We start from the raw sequence: 16,390 nt of genomic DNA, 5'->3' as shown, positions 1-16,390 counted from the left end.
CATGAATGCTGTTGGCGGAGCTCTGTCTCCACCTACCCACCTGCCTTCGCCGAAGGCTGGTGCGCCTCGAGGACGGCTCAGTCCGGGTATCGTGCTGCCCGCTCTGCTGGTCGTCACCGTGCTCTCTGCTGTGTGCGCGTTGGCATTCGGATCCGAGATGCTCCCCGTGTCCACTGTGGTGGACGTGGTGCACTCGCGCTTCGGAGGCCCACCCGTCACGCGTTCCGAACTTGCGATCGTGTGGGGGATCAGAGCACCTCGGGTACTTCTCGGTCTGGCCGTCGGCGCTGGTCTTGCCGTCGCCGGCGCGGTGGTGCAAACCCTCGTCCGTAACGCTCTTGCCGATCCCCACCTGCTGGGAGTGTCGTCCGGCGCGAGTGTCGGTGCCACCGCCGTCATCACCACCGGACTGTTCGCCGGCGCGGGAGTGTGGGCGCTCAGCTTCGGTGCGATGATCGGAGCACTGGGAGCTGCGATTCTCGTCTTCACCATCGCGACGCTGCAAGGCGGCATCACTCCACTGCGATTGGTTCTGACCGGCACCGTTACCGCATCCGCCCTGTCGGCGATCGCGAGTTTTCTGGTGCTGCGTACCAATGATTCCCAGGCCGCGCAGTCCGTATTGTTCTGGCTCCTGGGAAGTTTGGCCGGGGCCTCCTGGGACAAGTTGTGGGTGCCGGTCATCGTTGTGGTCCTGCTGACGGCAGCGGTGTTCGCCCTGCACGGTTGGCTCGACGCACTGGCGGCCGGGCCGGACGTCGCCGCTTCGCTCGGTATTCCCATCCGCACCCTGCGAAACGTGTTGTTCGGAGTGCTGGCAGCGTTGGTCGGCACGATGGTGGCAGTGTCCGGCGCGATTGCCTTCGTAGGCTTGGTCATACCGCACGTCACACGCATGCTTGTCGGAGCCAGACATCGAGTGGTATTGCCGGCGGCAGCGCTGATCGGCGCGTCGTTCCTGGTGTGGGTCGACGTCGTGGCGCGGACCTCGTTGCGACCGACGGAGATCCCGCTGAGCGTGGTGACCGGGGTGATCGGCGCCCCGCTGTTTCTCCTGCTTCTCGGCCGTCGGCGCTACCGATTCGGTGGCAGTTCGTGAGCGCCCGAGCACTGCCGCTGACAGCGTCCGGAGTCGTTGTCCGTATCGACCGTCGAACCATCGTCAAAGGCGTCGACATCGCGGCTGACGCCGGCGCAGTGGTCGGCGTGGTTGGTCCGAACGGTTCGGGCAAGTCGACGTTCTTGCGGGTTCTTGCCGGTCTCGGGCCGATCGCCGACGGTGACGTTCGCGTCGGCGACGAGTCGGTCCACACGATGTCCGCGCGTTCGCGGGCCAAAGCCATTTCCTTTGTGGCGCAGGAAGAGCAGAGTCCCGCCGATTTGTTGGTGCACGAGTACGTGACTCTGGGCCGCACACCACATGCAAAGCCCTGGAGTGTCGGCGGCAAGGACGAGAAGGCCGTCGTCGATCGTGCTCTGGGCGAGGTCGGAATGATCGAGCACCGGTTCTCTTCCATGGACACGCTGTCCGGTGGGGAGCGTCGGCGGGTGTTTCTCGCCCGGGGACTCGCGCAGGACGCCGGCGTGCTCATCCTCGACGAGCCGACCAATCATCTCGACATCCGGCACCAACTCGAACTGCTCGATCTGGTCCGGTCGCTGGACCGGACGGTGATCATGGCACTGCACGACCTCGATTTGGCTGCAGCAGTGTGTGATCGGGTGCTCGTTCTCGCGGATGGCGTGGGCCACGCGTTCGGCCATCCCTCCGACGTACTCACGACCTCGGTCGTGGCAACTGTTTTCGGCGTCGAGACATTCGCGCTCGTGAACCCGGTTACCGGCCGTTCACACCTCGTATTCGAATCACGAAATCCTCAACCACAACACACATTTTCGGAGAGTGCACTTTGATACACGTCAAGACCCGAGCGTCGTTCGGTGCGGTCGCAGCCGCAACAGCGTTGTTGGCCGTGTCCGGATGCTCGGCAACCGCGCCCGTCGACGACTCCGCGGACAAGACTTCGGTCACGCTGGAGAACTGCGGAACGGAAAGCACTTTCCAACGTCCGATCGAAAAAGTTGTTGCGACAAGCAATGCGGCCAATATCGGCACCATTCTCCGAGTCGGCGGTCTGGATCGCCTCGCTGCCGTCGTGTTGAACACGAACAACGACGCGGTCATGGACTCGATGTTCGGTCCCGGTATCGCCGACGTTCCACACCTGGACGGAACGATCACGATGGAGACGATTCTGGGTAAGCAGGCGGACCTGGTGGTCGGGTCCTACAGCGGCTTGTTCAAGGGCGCCTCCGGCGTGACGCCGGAATCACTGCAGAGCAACAATATCGATGCATATGTCATCTCCGACAGTTGTCGGCAGAGCGCCGCCGCGGATTCCGCGCTCGGAACGATGGGGCCGTGGGATGCTCTCCGTGCGGACGTGACCAATTACGGAAAGCTGTTCGGAACCGAGGACACCGCCGCCCAGGCTCAGACCGAATTGGATTCGCGTTTGGCGCGTCTGGAGTCGGCGCCGGATGCCGCCGACAAGCCGAAGGTACTGATCTACGACAGCGGTGAAGAAGATCTGTACACCAGTGGAGGCAACGGAGCCCCCAACGGAATCATCGACGCGGCCGGAGGAACCAACGTGTTCGCCGATGTCGACAACACCTGGTTCAAAGCGAGCTGGGAGACCGTAGCGAAGTCCGAACCCGACGTCATCGTGATCATGGACTACAAGAAGAGCGCTGACGAAGTACAGGGGAAGATCGACGCGATCAAGAGCCGAGAAGGCCTACGCGACCTCGACGCCGTCAAGCAGAACCGCTTCGTCGTACTTCCGCTCGCCATGTTCACCAGCGGATTCCCCAACATCTACGGCGCGGAACAGTTGCGCGCGAAGATCGAAGAGTTCGGGCTGGCTCCGTCGAGCAGCATCGACTGGACAACCGCGCCGTCGGCATGAGCAACAACCGGTGCTCGCGTCGGGTGATTGTCGTCTTACGGCCGACTGTCAGCGGCCTGGACGAGTCGGCTGCACGACGGATGCTCGACGCTGTTCGGGCCGGCACCGACGTCGACGTTTGCGTTGCGTACCTCGATGTCTCCTCGCCGAGCCTTCACGAGGAACTCGATCGAGCCCATGTCGATGACGTCGACAAGGTCGTGTTGATTCCAGTTGCGGTGCCGAGGGATCGGTACCTGCTCACGTGGACAAGCAAGGCGGTTGCGAACTGGCGCGAAACCCGGATCGACGCCGAACTGGAAGTGTCGCTACACGAATCGGAATCTTTGGAAGGTGCAGTGGCCGCGCAGGTGATCGACGAACTCGACTCGGCGGGAAAGCCGATCACTGCCAGTCCGGCGTCGTATCGCAGTCCGGCCTGGTCCGTGATCGAACCGCACGAGACTCATCTGTTGGTGTGCAAGGGCCCGCGCTGTATGGCGTACGGAGCGGGACCGTTGCACCGGGCCATGAGCGCCGCGGCCAAAGGAACGTCGGCAAAGGTGACGGGAACGGGTTGTCTGAGCCCGTGCAACCTTGGGCCGTTGGTGATCGCGAACCCTGGTGGTACGTGGTTCGGTCATGTGAACGCCGGAGACGCCGACGCGTTGGTGTCCGGTCACGAGGATCACTTGGTGGATCACGTTCTGGACCGATAGATGCAGAGTCGGTGAGAGCAAAGAACCCGCTGAGCGCGACGTGCGCTCAGCGGGTTCTGTTGTCCTGTCTCAGGAACCGAACGGAAGGGTTCCCGGCGGGATCTGGTATCCACTGCTGCCGACGGAGGCGCTGCCCCAGAGTGCGAGGAAAGCGTTGATGGCGTTGGTGAGCATATGAATGTCCTTTGTGAGATGACTGATTCGTTTTCGACGGTACCGGGTGGATCTGTGGATTCGCTGGGAGTTGGCACCCATTTCACGGGGTTGGCACCCGTTCCGGCAGGTCGGAACGGGTGCCAACTGTCAGCAAAGGGTGCTGGCCTCGGGTGGGTCAGCCCACGTAGCCGGGCGGCATGAGTACGGACTTGGTCTCGCAGAAGGCTTCGAGGCCCTCAGGTCCGTTCTCGCGACCGATACCGGAGTTCTTGTAACCACCGAACGGTGAGCCGGGATCGAAGGCGTACCAGTTGATCGCGTAGGTACCCGTGCGGATCTGCGCGGCAACTTCGAGTCCGTGATCGATGTCGGTGGTCCACACCGATCCGGCGAGGCCGTAATCCGAATCGTTGGCGATCTTGATGGCCTCGTCCTCGGAGTCGTACGGGATCACCGAGAGAACGGGTCCGAAGATCTCCTCACGTGCGATGGTCATCGAGTTGTCCACGTCGGCGAAGATCGTCGGCTCGACATACCAGCCCTTGTCCAGGCCGGCGGGACGTCCACCACCGAGTACGACGCGCGCGCCTTCTTCCTTGCCCTTGGCGATGTATCCCTCGACGCGCTCGCGCTGCTTCTCGGAGATCAGCGGGCCGAGTTGTGCTGCGGGATCGGACGGATCGCCGACGGTCATGAAGCCTGCCGCGGTCTTCATTCCCTCGATGACCTCGTCGTAACGCGAACGGGGAGCGAGGATTCGGGTCTGAGCGACACAGGCCTGACCGGTGTTCATCAGGCCGGACATGACGAGCATCGGCATTCCGGCGGCGATGTCGGCGTCCTCGAGGATGATCGCGGCGGACTTGCCACCCAGTTCGAGGGAGCAGCGCTTGAGGTTCTGCGCGGCGATGGCACCGATCTTGCGGCCGACGGCACTGGATCCGGTGAAGGTGATCTTGTCGATGCCCGCATGAGAGACCAGGTATTCGCCGGTCTCGGCTCCGCCGGGGAGTACCGAGATGACGCCTTCGGGAACACCTGCCTCGGTGAAGATCTCGGCGATCACGTGGACGGAGAGAGGGGATTCGGGTGCGGGCTTGAGCAGTACGGTGCAGCCGGCGAGCAGTGCGGGTGCCAGCTTGTTGATCGCCAGGAACAGCGGGACGTTCCAGGCCAGCACGGCGGCGACGACGCCGACGGGCTCACGGGTCACCTTGGTCTGCCCGAATGCGCCGGTGCGCTTCTCTTCCCACGCGAACTTGTCGGCCAGTTCGGCGTAGTAGCCCAGCGTCGCCATCGACGGGGTCTGCTGCATCATGCCGACCATGGCGGGCGGCTGACCCATCTCGTTGGAGATGAGCTGGTTGATCTCCGCGCTGCGCTCTTCGATCAGCTTGGCGGCCTTGGCGAGGATTGCGCCGCGCTCGGCGGGGGTGGTGCGTGACCACGGTCCCTCGAATGCCGCGCGGGCTGCGGACACGGCCGCGTCGATGTCTGCCGGTGCTGCGATGGGACAGCTGCCGACGCGCTCCTCCGTTGCGGGAGAGAACACTTCGAGTACCTGGTCGGTGGCCGGGGCCACCCATGCTCCACCGATGTAGAGCTTGTCGTAGTCAGTCATCAATTCATTCCTCGGTGTTGTCGGTCGCCGCGAGGGCATACGCGTCGTCTGCCTGTGCGGTGTCGGTGAAACTGGTGAATCCGTATTTCTCGTGCGGTCCGATGGCGGCTACCTCGAAGAGACCGGTGCCGGTATGGGTGTTCGCGCCTTCGGTGAGCGTGAAGGACGCGAGATTGTCGACGGGGGAGAACATGCGTTGGAACGGTTCGATCTCGTGGACCTTGTGGCGCAGTCCCTGTACGACGAGTTCGCCCTGCCACATTCCGTGACGCCAGTCCTGTTCGAGTCCGTAGCCGGTGCCGATTCCGATGTAGTTGGCCAGCAACAGTTCGCAGGTGACGGTGAGGACTTCACCGCCCGGCCGGTGGAAGGTGACGATCGCTCCGGTGACGTCGCGGGTGTCGGGGCAGAACGTCAACTCGTGTTCGGGCCGGCCGAGCCATTCGTTGTCCCTGGCTTCGTCCGGCCACACCCGCATGGCTTCTTCGACGATGCGCCTGCCCTGTTCGTCTTCCTGCATGATCACCGAAATCGTGAACTCGTCGAACTGCATGACCGCATAGATCCAGAAGAAGTTCTGGATTCCGTCGACGGCGCGTCTGCCCTGCGGTTCGGCTTCTCCGACCGGTCGCACGCCCCACGAGCGGTCGCGGTTTCCCCGCCATGTCGTGGGGTCGATCGCGAGTTCCTCCCCGTCGACGGTGAGCGATCCGGTCCAGGTTCCGGTCTGCAGGAAGCGTGAGGTGTCGAACGTGACTCGTTCGAGTTGGCGGCGAAAGTGCTTGGGCTCGAGCGCTGCCGGGATGGTGGCATCGAAGGTGATGTCGAAGGAGAGATCGTAGTCGCTGCCCGGCTCGAGGACGACACGGAGCTTCTGCAGTCCTTCGAGCACTTCGATGCGCAAAGGTCCGACGGTGGTGTCGGTACGGTCGGTGCCCAGAGCCTTCGACATGCGAGCAACGATGTGGTCGTCGCCGCGGCGAAGCACTGCGAATGCGTCCATGACGCCGAGGTTGGGGTACTGGCCGAGTCCGACGATGAGGAACACGTCGGGGGATTCGGTGGGGTAGCAGTTGAAGTAGTAGCGGTCGTAGAAGTTTCGATCCGAGGTGGCTACGTGACGGATCGGTTCGGCGATCTGGTGAACGGGATAGTCGTCCATCGGTGAGAGCATGTCAGGCCAACCTCTCCCAGTAGGTACCGTCGAGCATCGAGGCGAGCGAAGCGCGGTGCATGATCATGTCGTCAGGGTCTTCGGGGCGCTGCGACTGCCCGAAAGCTATGGCGCGGGCCTGGATTCGCCACATGATCACCGCCTGGCGCAGTGCGGCGTAGGTAACGTAGAACTCCAGATCGTGTGGGGTGTGGCCGGTGATCTCGGCGTAGGTCTGCGCGAGATCCGGCAGTCGAAGGAAGTCGGGAAGACCGGGTAGGTTGGCCAGTCCGGCGATGTCCTCGAAGAACCTGTGCAGGAATGCCATCCAGCCCAGATCCATCTCTCGTGGGCCGAGAGTTGCCATTTCCCAGTCGAGTACGGCTACCGGCGCGAAGTCCTGGTACATGACGTTGCCGATGCGCGAGTCGCCCCAACAGAGCACCGCCGGAGAATCGTCCGCGGGATTGTTCTCCTCGATCCAGTCGAGGGCACGTTCGATGAGCGGTGATCTGACGCCGTCGGAGACCACCCACTCGTAGTACGCGCGCTGCTCGGCGATGTGCGCCGTGAATGCTTCTCGTGCAGTCGTTCCCGAATTCGGGAGTCGGAGGAAGTCGAAACGCTCACAAGGCTTGTCGATGGCGTGCAATTGAGCCAGGACGCCGACCGAGTTCTGCTGGAGGCTATTTCGCTGCCCGGGGGACGCTTCGGTGACCCAAGATCCGAAGTTGTACGGCATGACGTCGGGCGGCACGTCGCCGGAGATTCGTTCCATCACGAAGAACGGGGCACCCAACGCGTCCGGATCGGACTCTGACCAGTACACCGCAGGCACGGGCACCGCCGAATGCTTTCGCACCTGAGCCATGGTGCGGAACTGGGATTCGAGGTCGTACGTCGGAAACACCGGCATGGTCGATTCCGTCGGCGCCACCCGGGCGACCAAGGGATGATGATCGCCGTCCCAGGTGGCGTCGAAAAGAATGGTTTCACTGGACATGCCGTTGGCTGCGGGCAAGGTGACGTCGGCGACGGTCACGGTGGATCCGCTCGGCACCTTCCCGGCCATCCACCGTTCCAGGCGCTCACGGAGGTCTTCGGTGTCGCGGAGGGAATCGCTCGGTCGGGCGACCTGGGCGTGATGCTCGGCTTCATCTGTCGAAGAAGCGGTCGAGGCAACGTCAGATGAGGAAGCGTCTGGGCTCACGGTCACCTCCTTCCCGTAGGCGTCACGTGCAATGCCCGTAACGGTGTGAGTCAGAACACTAAAACACGTTACAGAAATTGGGAACAGGTGGCACCCGTTTAGTGGGACTCCCTGCGGATTTATCGGGGAAGAACGCGTGTCAGATAACGGCGGTGAGCGAGAGCAGGCCCGCGCCGGTCAGAGTTCCGGCGCCACCCAGCTCGGCGGGAACGATCCGGAGCTCTTGAATGAACGACAAACGGGCATGTCGGGCAGCCGCGTCGAGCATCGGTTCCCACAGCGGAGTACCCGACTGGGCGAAACCGCCGCCGATCACCGCGAGGTCCACATCCAGGAGAGCGGCCGCCGAGGCGATGGCACCACCGAGTGCCGTGCCGGCGCGGTGAAGTGAGTCCACGGCGATCGTGTCCCCGCTGTGTGCGCTCTCGGCGAGCTGACGGCCGGTGGTGCCCGTCCATCCCTGGCTACGAGCCCATCGCACCGCGGCGGGCCCACTGGCCACCGTCTCGAGGCAACCGACGCCCCCGCAGCTGCACGGTTCGGCAGAGCCTGGAACGACGAGGTGGCCGATGTGACCGGCGTTCCCCGTGCGACCCCGAGCAATCTCGCCGCCGAGAACGATTCCGCCGCCGATTCCCGTCGAGACGACCAGGCTCAGGAGGTTCGGGGTCCCGCGTCCGGCGCCGTGGTGGAACTCCGCCAAAGCCGCTGCGGCTCCGTCCATGGCGAGGGCGGTTCCGGCGTCGGGAAAGACGCTGCGGACGCCCGCTACCAGCTCGAATCCCTGTGCCCACTCGGAGATGTTGATGGGAGCTACGACGCCGGCATCGGTGTCCACCGGCCCGGCGCACGCGATGCCCACACCGTCGACGTCGCGGCCGTCTGCGACTCGTTCGAGCAGCGCCGCACAGGATCCCCACGGGTCGGTCTGCGGCGTCGGAACGCTGTCGAACACGGGAACGCGGCCGTCCTCGGACACGACCCCGGCAGCCATCTTGGTACCACCGATGTCGACTGCGAGGCGCATGTCGCTATCGCTTTTCGAGAACCACGACGAGGTTGCTCACCAGGAACTCCCGCAGACCGGGGACTCGGACCATCCACCACGCCCACGACGGGTGGTAGCGCGGGATCGCGGCGAGCAACGTGCCCTGGCTGGTTCCACGGGCCCAGCGTAAGCCGTCCGTGGCGCCGACTTTGAACAACGACACCCCGAATCTGTTCTTCGGTTCGCGTCCGGTCTTGCGTAGGTACCGCTTGGCTGCGTACTCGCCGCCCAGCGCGTGCCACGGTCCGGTTTCGTGGCCGCCGAACGGACCCCACCACAGGGTGTACGAGAGAACCATCAAGCCGCCGGGCTTGGTCACGCGCAGCATTTCCTCGGCCATCAGCCAGGGCTCGCTGACGTGTTCGGCCACGTTGGAGGAGAAGCAGATGTCCACGGACGAGTCCAGGAACGGCAGTGCCAAACCGGATCCGCGCACCGCGCCGCCCACCGTCAGACCTGCTGCATGCATCTCCGACGGATCGGGTTCGACGGGAATGTAGCGGGCACCTGCGGCCTGGAAGACCTCCGCGAAATAGCCCGGACCGCCGCCCACGTCGAGGACGGTGAGACCGTCGAGGGAGCGCCCGGTGTGACCTTCGTGCAGGTCCGAGATCAATTCGACGGAGTCGCGCGCGAGCGCGCCGTAGAAGATGTCGGGCGCGGACTGCTCGTGGCGGAAGTCGCTGAGCAGGCCGAACGAGCGTTTCAGGGTTGCCCGTCGGCCGAAAATGCGGGTCACTGCGGGCTTGGTCACGGGTAGCAACTTTAGCCACTGGGGCACCAGGTCCACGAACACCGTCAGGAGCGCGGCAATACGGACGCTCGAACAGTTAGGGTGTTCGGCAGGGTTACCGGCCGGTCAGGCGGGGCATCCCGCAGGATCGCCCGAACCGGGGTGGCCACCGACCAACTCAGGGAGTAACGCACGTGCGCGAGGTTCTGTTGCTCTGCTGGCGCGATACCGGGCATCCCCAGGGCGGTGGAAGCGAGCGTTACCTCGAGCAGGTCGGATCCCAGTTGGCCGAGCGCGGTATCAAGGTGACGCTGCGGACGGCGTCGTATCCCGGGGCGCCCGCGTCGGAGGTTCGAGACGGCATCACGATCAGCCGGGCCGGTGGACGTTTCAGCGTGTACCCCCGCGCTCTGGCCGCCATTGCCGCCGGACGTCTGGGTTTCGGATCGCTCAAGGGCATCCGCCCCGACGCGGTGATCGACACCCAGAACGGCATCCCCTTCTTCTCGAAGGCCGTGGCGGGTGCACCGGTCACGCTTCTGGTCCATCACTGCCATCGCGAACAGTGGCCGGTGGCAGGCAAGCTCGTCGGCCGGATCGGCTGGTGGGTCGAATCGCGATTGTCACCGCGCACCCATCGACGTAGTCAGTATCTGACGGTGTCGCTTCCCTCAGCGGAAGAATTGGTGGACCTCGGTGTCGAGCGCGAACGAATTGCCGTGGTGCGTAACGGTGCCGATCGGCTCCCCGTCGGCGTCGACGCGGGTGGATCGATCACCAGGGCCGAGCGTCCCACCATCTCGGTTCTCTCACGACTGGTGCCGCACAAGCAGATCGAGGACGCACTCGAGGCCGTCGCAGCCCTGCGTCCGACGCTTCCGGACATCCATCTCGACGTCATCGGTGGTGGTTGGTGGGAGCAGAACCTGCGCGATCGCGCCGCCGAGTTGGGGATCGGTGACGCCGTCTCGTTCTACGGCCACGTCGACGAGGCTCGCAAACACGAACTGCTGGCGCAATCGTGGATCCACCTCATGCCTTCGCGGAAGGAAGGGTGGGGCCTGGCGGTCATCGAGGCTGCGCAGCACGGTGTTCCGACGATCGGTTACCGCAGTTCGAAGGGTCTGACCGATTCGATCGTCGACGGAGTGACGGGCCTTCTGGTCGGGGGAGAGAACGCCGGCGACGGCGACATCGCCGATCTGACGCAGGCTGCCGGCACTCTGCTCCGCGACCACGAACTTCGCATGGTGCTCGGTGAGAAAGCTCGGGTGTGGTCGGGCGAGTTCTCCTGGGAGCAGACCGGCACCGGAGTGCTCGAGGTGCTGACCGCGCACAAGGACGGTCGGTGGGTCTCAGGACTGGCCGCGCCTCGCGAGTCGAATTCGGTTCTGGTTCAGTCCGACTGAGATCAGCGCGATCGCACCCATCAGTATCCACGCGAGATGCGCAGCGATGACGGCAGTTCGGGCACCGGTCGAGGCTTCCTGCGTGGCAACATCTCCGGGTACCCGGTAGAGCGCGAGATCGTTGTCGGCAAAGACCTGTTCCAATCCGTCGAGTGTCGCTGCCGCCTTGCCGAGTTGGCCTGGTGTCTCACGCTCGATCAGTACCCATTCGACTCCGAGATCGGCCAACTGCGTAGGACTTCCGCCGGCCAGCAGTAGGTCCTCGACCTGGGTGGCCCGGGTTCCTTCACCACCGACAGCACCACCGGCAACCACCAGTTGGCCGGTCTGCAGCACGTCGAGGGGTAGGAAGCGTGGTGCGGGGTCGAGTACCGGCGCATCACCGCTGTAGGGGAACGCGCGGAACATTCCGGCGGGAAGCACTGCAACGTCACCGGTTTCGTCTCGCAGTTGATCGGCCACCACGGTCCAGGAACCGGGGTAGTGCACGGGCTTCAACGCGCCGCCGACACCCCACACCAGATCCGGCAGTACCACGATCGTCACCACGACGGCGGCAACCGAGAATGCCGGGCGGGGGAGGGAGAACCGATTTCCTGCCCACATCACCGCGGCGGCCGCAGCAAGTGCGTAGAACGGGACGGCCAGCGCGACCCACTTCTGCGCGTCACGCAGTAGACCGGCGCCGGTGAACACCTCGACCGACCATCGGCCGACGTCGAGCCCCCACGGAGTAGCGCCCAGGGTCGGAGCGAGCACCGCGAACAGGGCCAGCGCGCCGAGTCCACTGACAACGGGGTTCCGGCGTCGGCGCCATAGAGCGGGCACACCGGCAAACACCACGACAAGCAGAAGAACTGTTCCGACCAACGCGAAGAGTGTTGTGCGCGTGGACGGTACCGCTGCCGAGTTCCAGATACCGCCGAGCCCGGCGAGGCTGCCGAGCGTCGCGAGTCCCGGTTCTGCTCGGGCGGCAAAGGCGGCGACTCCCGCTGGATCGGAACCGTCGCCTGCTGCTCCGGATACGAAGGTGGCGACCAACCACGGCGAGGCGGCGACGAGGAACAGCCCGATAGCGCCGCAGACACGCCGCATGGCCGAGGTTCGGCCTCCGGGGGTGGCTACCACCACCAGCGCGGCTGTCAGAGCGAGCAGAGCGCCGGTAGGTGTCAGACCCGCGTATGCCAGTGACGCGGCCAACGCCCACCAGGACCCGGGCGTGGCTCGGCGAACTCCGATTCCGGCACACACGATCCACGGCAGTGCGGCATAACCGGTCAGCAGGCTCCAATGTCCTTGTAACAGGCGCTCGGCCACGTAGGGGTTCCAGAGCATCACCGTCGACGCGACCAGTTGTGGACCGACACCGGCCGTCGGCAGCAGGACGGCGACCATGCGCGCCGCACCCCAACCGGCGAGCCAGAGCGCCACGAGCAGGATGAACTTGATCACCAGTCCGCCGTCGATCACGGTGCTCAACGCTGCGATCAGTGCGTCCTGGGGAACGGCGCGGGCCGCGGCGTCGGTGAGTCCGAGGGCGGAGTCGGTCAGGTACGAGCGCGGCGTGCTGACGGCGTCGCGCAGCAGGAGGTAGCCGGGGCCGAGCAGCGGTCCGAGGATCAACAGTGCCAGCGCCAGGCTGTACGCCGCAGGCAGGTAACGGCGGTATCCGGCTTGCACTGTCATGACGCGCACGATACGTGGTGCATCATTACTGCCATGCCTCGCCAACCACTCGATCGCGCCGCCGCGGCCGGGGTCGGCATGGTTTTGGTGGGATCGATGACGGCCAATGTCGCGTCGTACCTGTTGGCATGGTTGGCCAGCCGATGGTTGGGTCCGGTCGGCTACGGCGAGTTCGCGAGTCTGCTTGCCGCCCAGTTGGTACTTGCGGTTCCGGCTTTGGCGTTGCAGACGGTGGTCGCCCGCGAGGCGGTGCGTGGCAAGAGCACAGATGCGTTGCGGTCGTTGGGGTATCGATGCACCGCGATCGTCGCCGTCCTCGCGGTGGCGCTCACTCCGGCGATGGCGTGGCTGCTCGACACCGGAATCGTGGCGTCGTTCTCGGCATTGGTGACTGCGCCCATGTTGGTTCTGCTGGCCACGGAGCAGGGGTTGTTGCAAGGACACGGTCGATTCGGCACTCTCAGCGCCGTACTGGCAGGGGCCGGGGTGATGAAAGTCCTTCCGGCAGTGATCGTTCTGGCTTTCGGCGGCGGAGCAGGCGCGGCATTGGTCGCGGGCGCGGCCGGAACTGCGTTGCTGGTGGCGATAGTTCGAGTGGTCGACCGAACCGTCTCGGTGAGCGAGGACCGTCCGGTGCGTATCGGCGTCGTCTCCGTGCTCGCGGCGTCTCAGGTTCAGCTCGCGCTGATCGCGTTGTCTTCGCTGGACCTGCTGATCGTCCGTGTCGTTCTCAGCGAATACGACGCCGGTGTCTACGCACTCGGCGCCGTCGCGACGAAGGTGGCGTTCTGGCTGCCACAGGCAGTGGGCGTCGTGCTGTACCCGAAGATGGCGAACCCGGCGCACTCGGCGCAGGCGGTTCGCTCGGCGTTGGCGGTGCTCGTCGGTATCGGCGCCGTCCTGGTTCTGGGGGCCGCGGTTGCCGGCCCGCTGGTGCCGATGCTCGTGGGCGACGCGTACGCCGCCGTGGCTCCGATGCTGTGGGCCTTCGCCCTGCACGGTGCAGCGCTGGCGGTACTCCAGGGTGCTTTGCTGTCCGCAATCGCGTCAGAACGCACACGAGTGGCCGTTCTGGCGTGGGCAGGACTGGCCGTGGAGGCGACGGTGATGCTGGTGTGGGCGAAGACGCCGGGAGAGTTGATCGGCGTCGCCGTGGTGGTTGCGTCGACGACGGCGTTGGCGGTGTCCGTCGCCGCAGTGCGAAGTGCCGACCGCGCCCGGCCGGCACCTCACACCGGCGTCAGTTCTCCAGACGCGTGAACAAATCGTCGAAGTAGTCGAGCGTACGCATCGCGGTGTAGACGGATCCGTAGTTGATGTTCCCACCCGTGTAGACGACGTTGTCGCCTTGTACTGCGCGGATACGGTTCCACATCGCGCGGTCGTGGCTGACGGGATCCACGCCGGGCGGGGTGGTGACGATCATTCCGTCGGCCGAGTCGAGGGCAGTCACGAGGTTTTCGGTAGAGATCTCCTTCTGTCCCTCGACCGGCCACTGGAGCTGGACGCCGAGGTCTTCGGCCACCTGTGTGGAGATGCCCTTGCGGTTGACGCCGTTGACCTTCTGATTCACGTAGTTCAGCAGCACGATCTGCTTGCTCGCCAAGCTCGGGGCGTGGCGTTCCTTCAATCCGGCTGCCTTGTCCTCGTACGCTCCGATGACCTGACGGACGTCGGGGTTCTCGGTGCGATTCAGCCAACTCGCCAGCTGATCGATGTTCTCGCGCCACGGGCGCGTGAAGTCCATCGGAAGCACAGGCGCTGTCTGGCTCAACTGCTGTAGCGGCCACATGTCGGAGGCCTCACCGATGTCGGTGCAGATGATCAGGTCCGGTTCCAGCGCGAGAATTGCCTCGACGTTGACCGGTGCCTCGAACACCTGTGCCGTGGGATCGGCCGGAACCCACGGCTCGGCGGCGTCGAAGCTGTACGCGATGACCGGCAGGCCCATCGCAACGGCTGGTTCGAGGTCGAGTCGGGAGTCGATGGCGACGACGCGTTTCGGTGTCACCGGAATGTCGTAGGTTCCGAGCGAGGTCGTGACCGTGCGCATCCCGGCCGAATCGCCCTCGGTACCGGCGGACCTCGCGCAACCGGCGGCGAACAGCCCGGAGAATGCAGCCGTGCCGACAACAAATCTCCGTCGCGTCAGATCGCTGACACAGATGTGCGAACCCAGAACGGTTGATGCGGGCATGTGGCTCCTCGTGTTCGGGGGTGGTCTGGACTTCCAGAAAACGGTAAGCCCGCGACCACGCGGAGGGAACGACCCGTTGCGCCAATCCGTACGCCGATCCGGCAACAAAAGTCCCGAAACGCAGCAGAGCGCCCCTTCCGTGTGGAAGGGGCGCTCTGCTTACTGCCTGAATCAGTCCTTGCGCAGATCCGGACGCGGGATCACCTGGGTGTCGTCCGAGGTCCAGTCGTGCTCACCCGGAGCCGGCTCGGGCGAGCCCTGGCCGCTGGGATTCTGGTTCGTTCCGCCGTGTGCAGCGCGGGCCGGGGTTCCGCCCTTGCCGCTGCGAATCCCGAGGAAGATACCGGCGATCAGTGCGATGACACCGAGGACACCTGCCACGATCGGGACGGTGCGGCCGAACAGCGAGAGCTTGTCCATGCCGTCACGGGCCTGCTGGACCTGGTACTCGATGGTGGCTTCGTCGAAGGGCAGCGTGACCTTGAGAACCTCGACGTCGACGGCATCCTTGTTGCGTCCGTAGTACTGGTGCAACTGTTCCTGGCCCTTGACGACAACGCCGGTCTTGGGCTCGACCCACAGGTCACGGACGTTGGTGTACCAACGCGTCATCGTGATCGGAGTAGCGCCACCGGGAACGCCCCAGGTGTCGGCGGGCAGGCTCAGCTTGTTGGTGGGGGAGTTGACGACCTTCGACAGGTCGACGGGATCGATCGTCTGCTGGAAGTGGTACACCTTCAGACCGTTGATCTCGGTCTCTTCGACGAAGTCGATGTCCTTCGTGGCGCGAGCGTTCAGGTCGAAGTAGGGGTAGCTCTTCTGTTCCGTGTTGAACGGGAACTTGTACTGCAGACCGTCGCGGGAAACTTCTTCGGCGGGCTGGTCGCTGGAGGTCTGGACGGTTCCGACCGGATCGTTGGTCGGCATCGAGCTGACGCGATCGAGTGTGACGCGGTCCAGGGTTGCGGTCAGCAGTCCGGTATCGCCCTGCTTGTCGGTACGACGGACCGTCTGGCCGGCTTCGACGGTGATGATGTCGGCGTCCGACGGGTCCTGCGTGGTGACGTAGCGCTGAGCGACGATCGGCACGTTGTTGTCGACCTGTGCCTTACCGGCGAGGAGGGCCGCCGAGTTGAGGACGCTACCGGTGCCTGTGGCGACGGTGGTCACCTCGAGGTCGAGTGGCGTCTTCTCCAGCTTGCCTACCGTGTAGGTAGGAATGAGGATGGCGATGGCCAAAAGGAAGGCACCGAGGCCCACCAGAATGCAAGGAAGTATCCGGCTCGGCCCTGAGCGTTCCGCCATGCTGTGACTCCTAACCCGTTAAGTCTTTCGAGGTTCCCCAACCGGCACAATATGAGCTGCGCAGATCGCATGGGGCCCCCGATGGACACCATGTGTGGCAGAACACTAACAGTCCACCGGCCCGGTTTGTCGCATGAGGGCATGAATTGGCCAGGCATTTTGTTGTGAGTCCCTGGTGGTTTCCCTCAATCGGCCTGGGGTG

General features: G+C 64.6%; 14 protein-coding genes. 6 read left to right on the top strand and 8 right to left on the bottom strand.

The window, feature by feature from the left end; all coding sequences use genetic code 11:
- Positions 1 to 91 precede the first annotated feature (91 nt).
- The 4 genes from ABWI03_RS11385 to ABWI03_RS11370 are packed head-to-tail and all read left to right on the top strand — an operon-like array spanning position 92 to position 3,670.
- Complete coding sequence (locus ABWI03_RS11385) at positions 92 to 1,099, top strand: FecCD family ABC transporter permease (RefSeq protein WP_298779745.1); 1,008 nt, start codon at positions 92 to 94, stop codon at positions 1,097 to 1,099.
- Entirely contained in the window at positions 1,096 to 1,914 is an 819-nt protein-coding gene (locus ABWI03_RS11380; RefSeq protein WP_298779470.1) for an ABC transporter ATP-binding protein, read from the top strand. Before ABWI03_RS11385 ends, ABWI03_RS11380 begins: the two co-directional genes overlap by 4 nt.
- Entirely contained in the window at positions 1,911 to 2,972 is a 1,062-nt protein-coding gene (locus ABWI03_RS11375; RefSeq protein ID WP_298779472.1) for an ABC transporter substrate-binding protein, read from the top strand. Before ABWI03_RS11380 ends, ABWI03_RS11375 begins: the two co-directional genes overlap by 4 nt.
- A complete protein-coding gene (locus ABWI03_RS11370) occupies positions 2,969 to 3,670 on the top strand; it encodes a (2Fe-2S) ferredoxin domain-containing protein (protein ID WP_298779477.1) in 702 nt (233 codons plus the stop codon). Before ABWI03_RS11375 ends, ABWI03_RS11370 begins: the two co-directional genes overlap by 4 nt.
- A 331-nt stretch (positions 3,671 to 4,001) precedes the next feature.
- Here ABWI03_RS11370 and ABWI03_RS11365 read toward each other — a convergent pair whose 3' ends face one another.
- The 5 genes from ABWI03_RS11365 to ABWI03_RS11345 form a co-directional block, all read right to left on the bottom strand.
- Entirely contained in the window at positions 4,002 to 5,447 is a 1,446-nt protein-coding gene (locus ABWI03_RS11365) for an aldehyde dehydrogenase (protein ID WP_003945530.1), read from the bottom strand.
- Positions 5,448 to 5,451: 4 nt separating this feature from the next.
- On the bottom strand, positions 5,452 to 6,621 hold the full coding sequence (locus ABWI03_RS11360) for an Rv3169 family protein (protein WP_095971378.1): 1,170 nt from the start codon (positions 6,619 to 6,621) through the stop codon (positions 5,452 to 5,454).
- A 1-nt stretch (position 6,622) separates the two neighbouring features.
- Positions 6,623 to 7,810 (bottom strand): phosphotransferase family protein, encoded by a 1,188-nt coding sequence (locus ABWI03_RS11355; protein ID WP_298779486.1) that lies wholly within the window; start codon positions 7,808 to 7,810, stop codon positions 6,623 to 6,625.
- A gap of 139 nt (positions 7,811 to 7,949) precedes the next feature.
- Positions 7,950 to 8,837 carry an ROK family protein gene (locus ABWI03_RS11350; protein WP_298779489.1) on the bottom strand — a complete coding sequence of 296 codons (888 nt, stop codon included), beginning with the start codon at positions 8,835 to 8,837 and terminating at the stop codon, positions 7,950 to 7,952.
- 4 nt (positions 8,838 to 8,841) lie between these two features.
- The gene (locus ABWI03_RS11345) at positions 8,842 to 9,612 is read right to left on the bottom strand and encodes a class I SAM-dependent methyltransferase (protein WP_003945692.1); all 771 of its coding nucleotides are present in this window, start codon (positions 9,610 to 9,612) and stop codon (positions 8,842 to 8,844) included.
- A 173-nt stretch (positions 9,613 to 9,785) separates the two neighbouring features.
- On the opposite strand from ABWI03_RS11345, the gene ABWI03_RS11340 reads away from it, so the two are divergent.
- Entirely contained in the window at positions 9,786 to 11,000 is a 1,215-nt protein-coding gene (locus tag ABWI03_RS11340; RefSeq protein ID WP_063314955.1) for a glycosyltransferase family 4 protein, read from the top strand.
- Here ABWI03_RS11340 and ABWI03_RS11335 read toward each other — a convergent pair.
- The gene (locus ABWI03_RS11335; RefSeq protein ID WP_298779512.1) at positions 10,947 to 12,686 is read right to left on the bottom strand and encodes an MmpA family trehalose lipid delivery protein; all 1,740 of its coding nucleotides are present in this window, start codon (positions 12,684 to 12,686) and stop codon (positions 10,947 to 10,949) included. The two genes, ABWI03_RS11340 and ABWI03_RS11335, sit on opposite strands and share 54 nt — an antisense overlap.
- Before the next feature lie 33 nt (positions 12,687 to 12,719).
- Between ABWI03_RS11335 and ABWI03_RS11330 the strand changes: the two genes are divergently transcribed.
- Entirely contained in the window at positions 12,720 to 13,946 is a 1,227-nt protein-coding gene (locus ABWI03_RS11330) for a lipopolysaccharide biosynthesis protein (RefSeq protein ID WP_116057169.1), read from the top strand.
- Here ABWI03_RS11330 and ABWI03_RS11325 read toward each other — a convergent pair.
- Complete coding sequence (locus ABWI03_RS11325) at positions 13,927 to 14,883, bottom strand: ABC transporter substrate-binding protein (protein WP_298779530.1); 957 nt, start codon at positions 14,881 to 14,883, stop codon at positions 13,927 to 13,929. The two genes, ABWI03_RS11330 and ABWI03_RS11325, sit on opposite strands and share 20 nt — an antisense overlap.
- A 171-nt stretch (positions 14,884 to 15,054) precedes the next feature.
- Positions 15,055 to 16,188: a cell envelope lipid trafficking protein PgfA gene (gene pgfA, locus ABWI03_RS11320; protein WP_095971372.1), complete on the bottom strand. Its 1,134-nt coding sequence runs from the start codon at positions 16,186 to 16,188 to the stop codon at positions 15,055 to 15,057.
- Between the last annotated feature and the right edge of the window lie 202 nt (positions 16,189 to 16,390).

It is taken from the genome of Rhodococcus baikonurensis, from assembly GCF_040489275.1.
Lineage (GTDB): Bacteria > Actinomycetota > Actinomycetes > Mycobacteriales > Mycobacteriaceae > Rhodococcus_F > Rhodococcus_F baikonurensis.
Note: the sequence above shows the minus strand (reverse complement) of the source record. Positions and strands in the feature narration are given on the sequence as shown.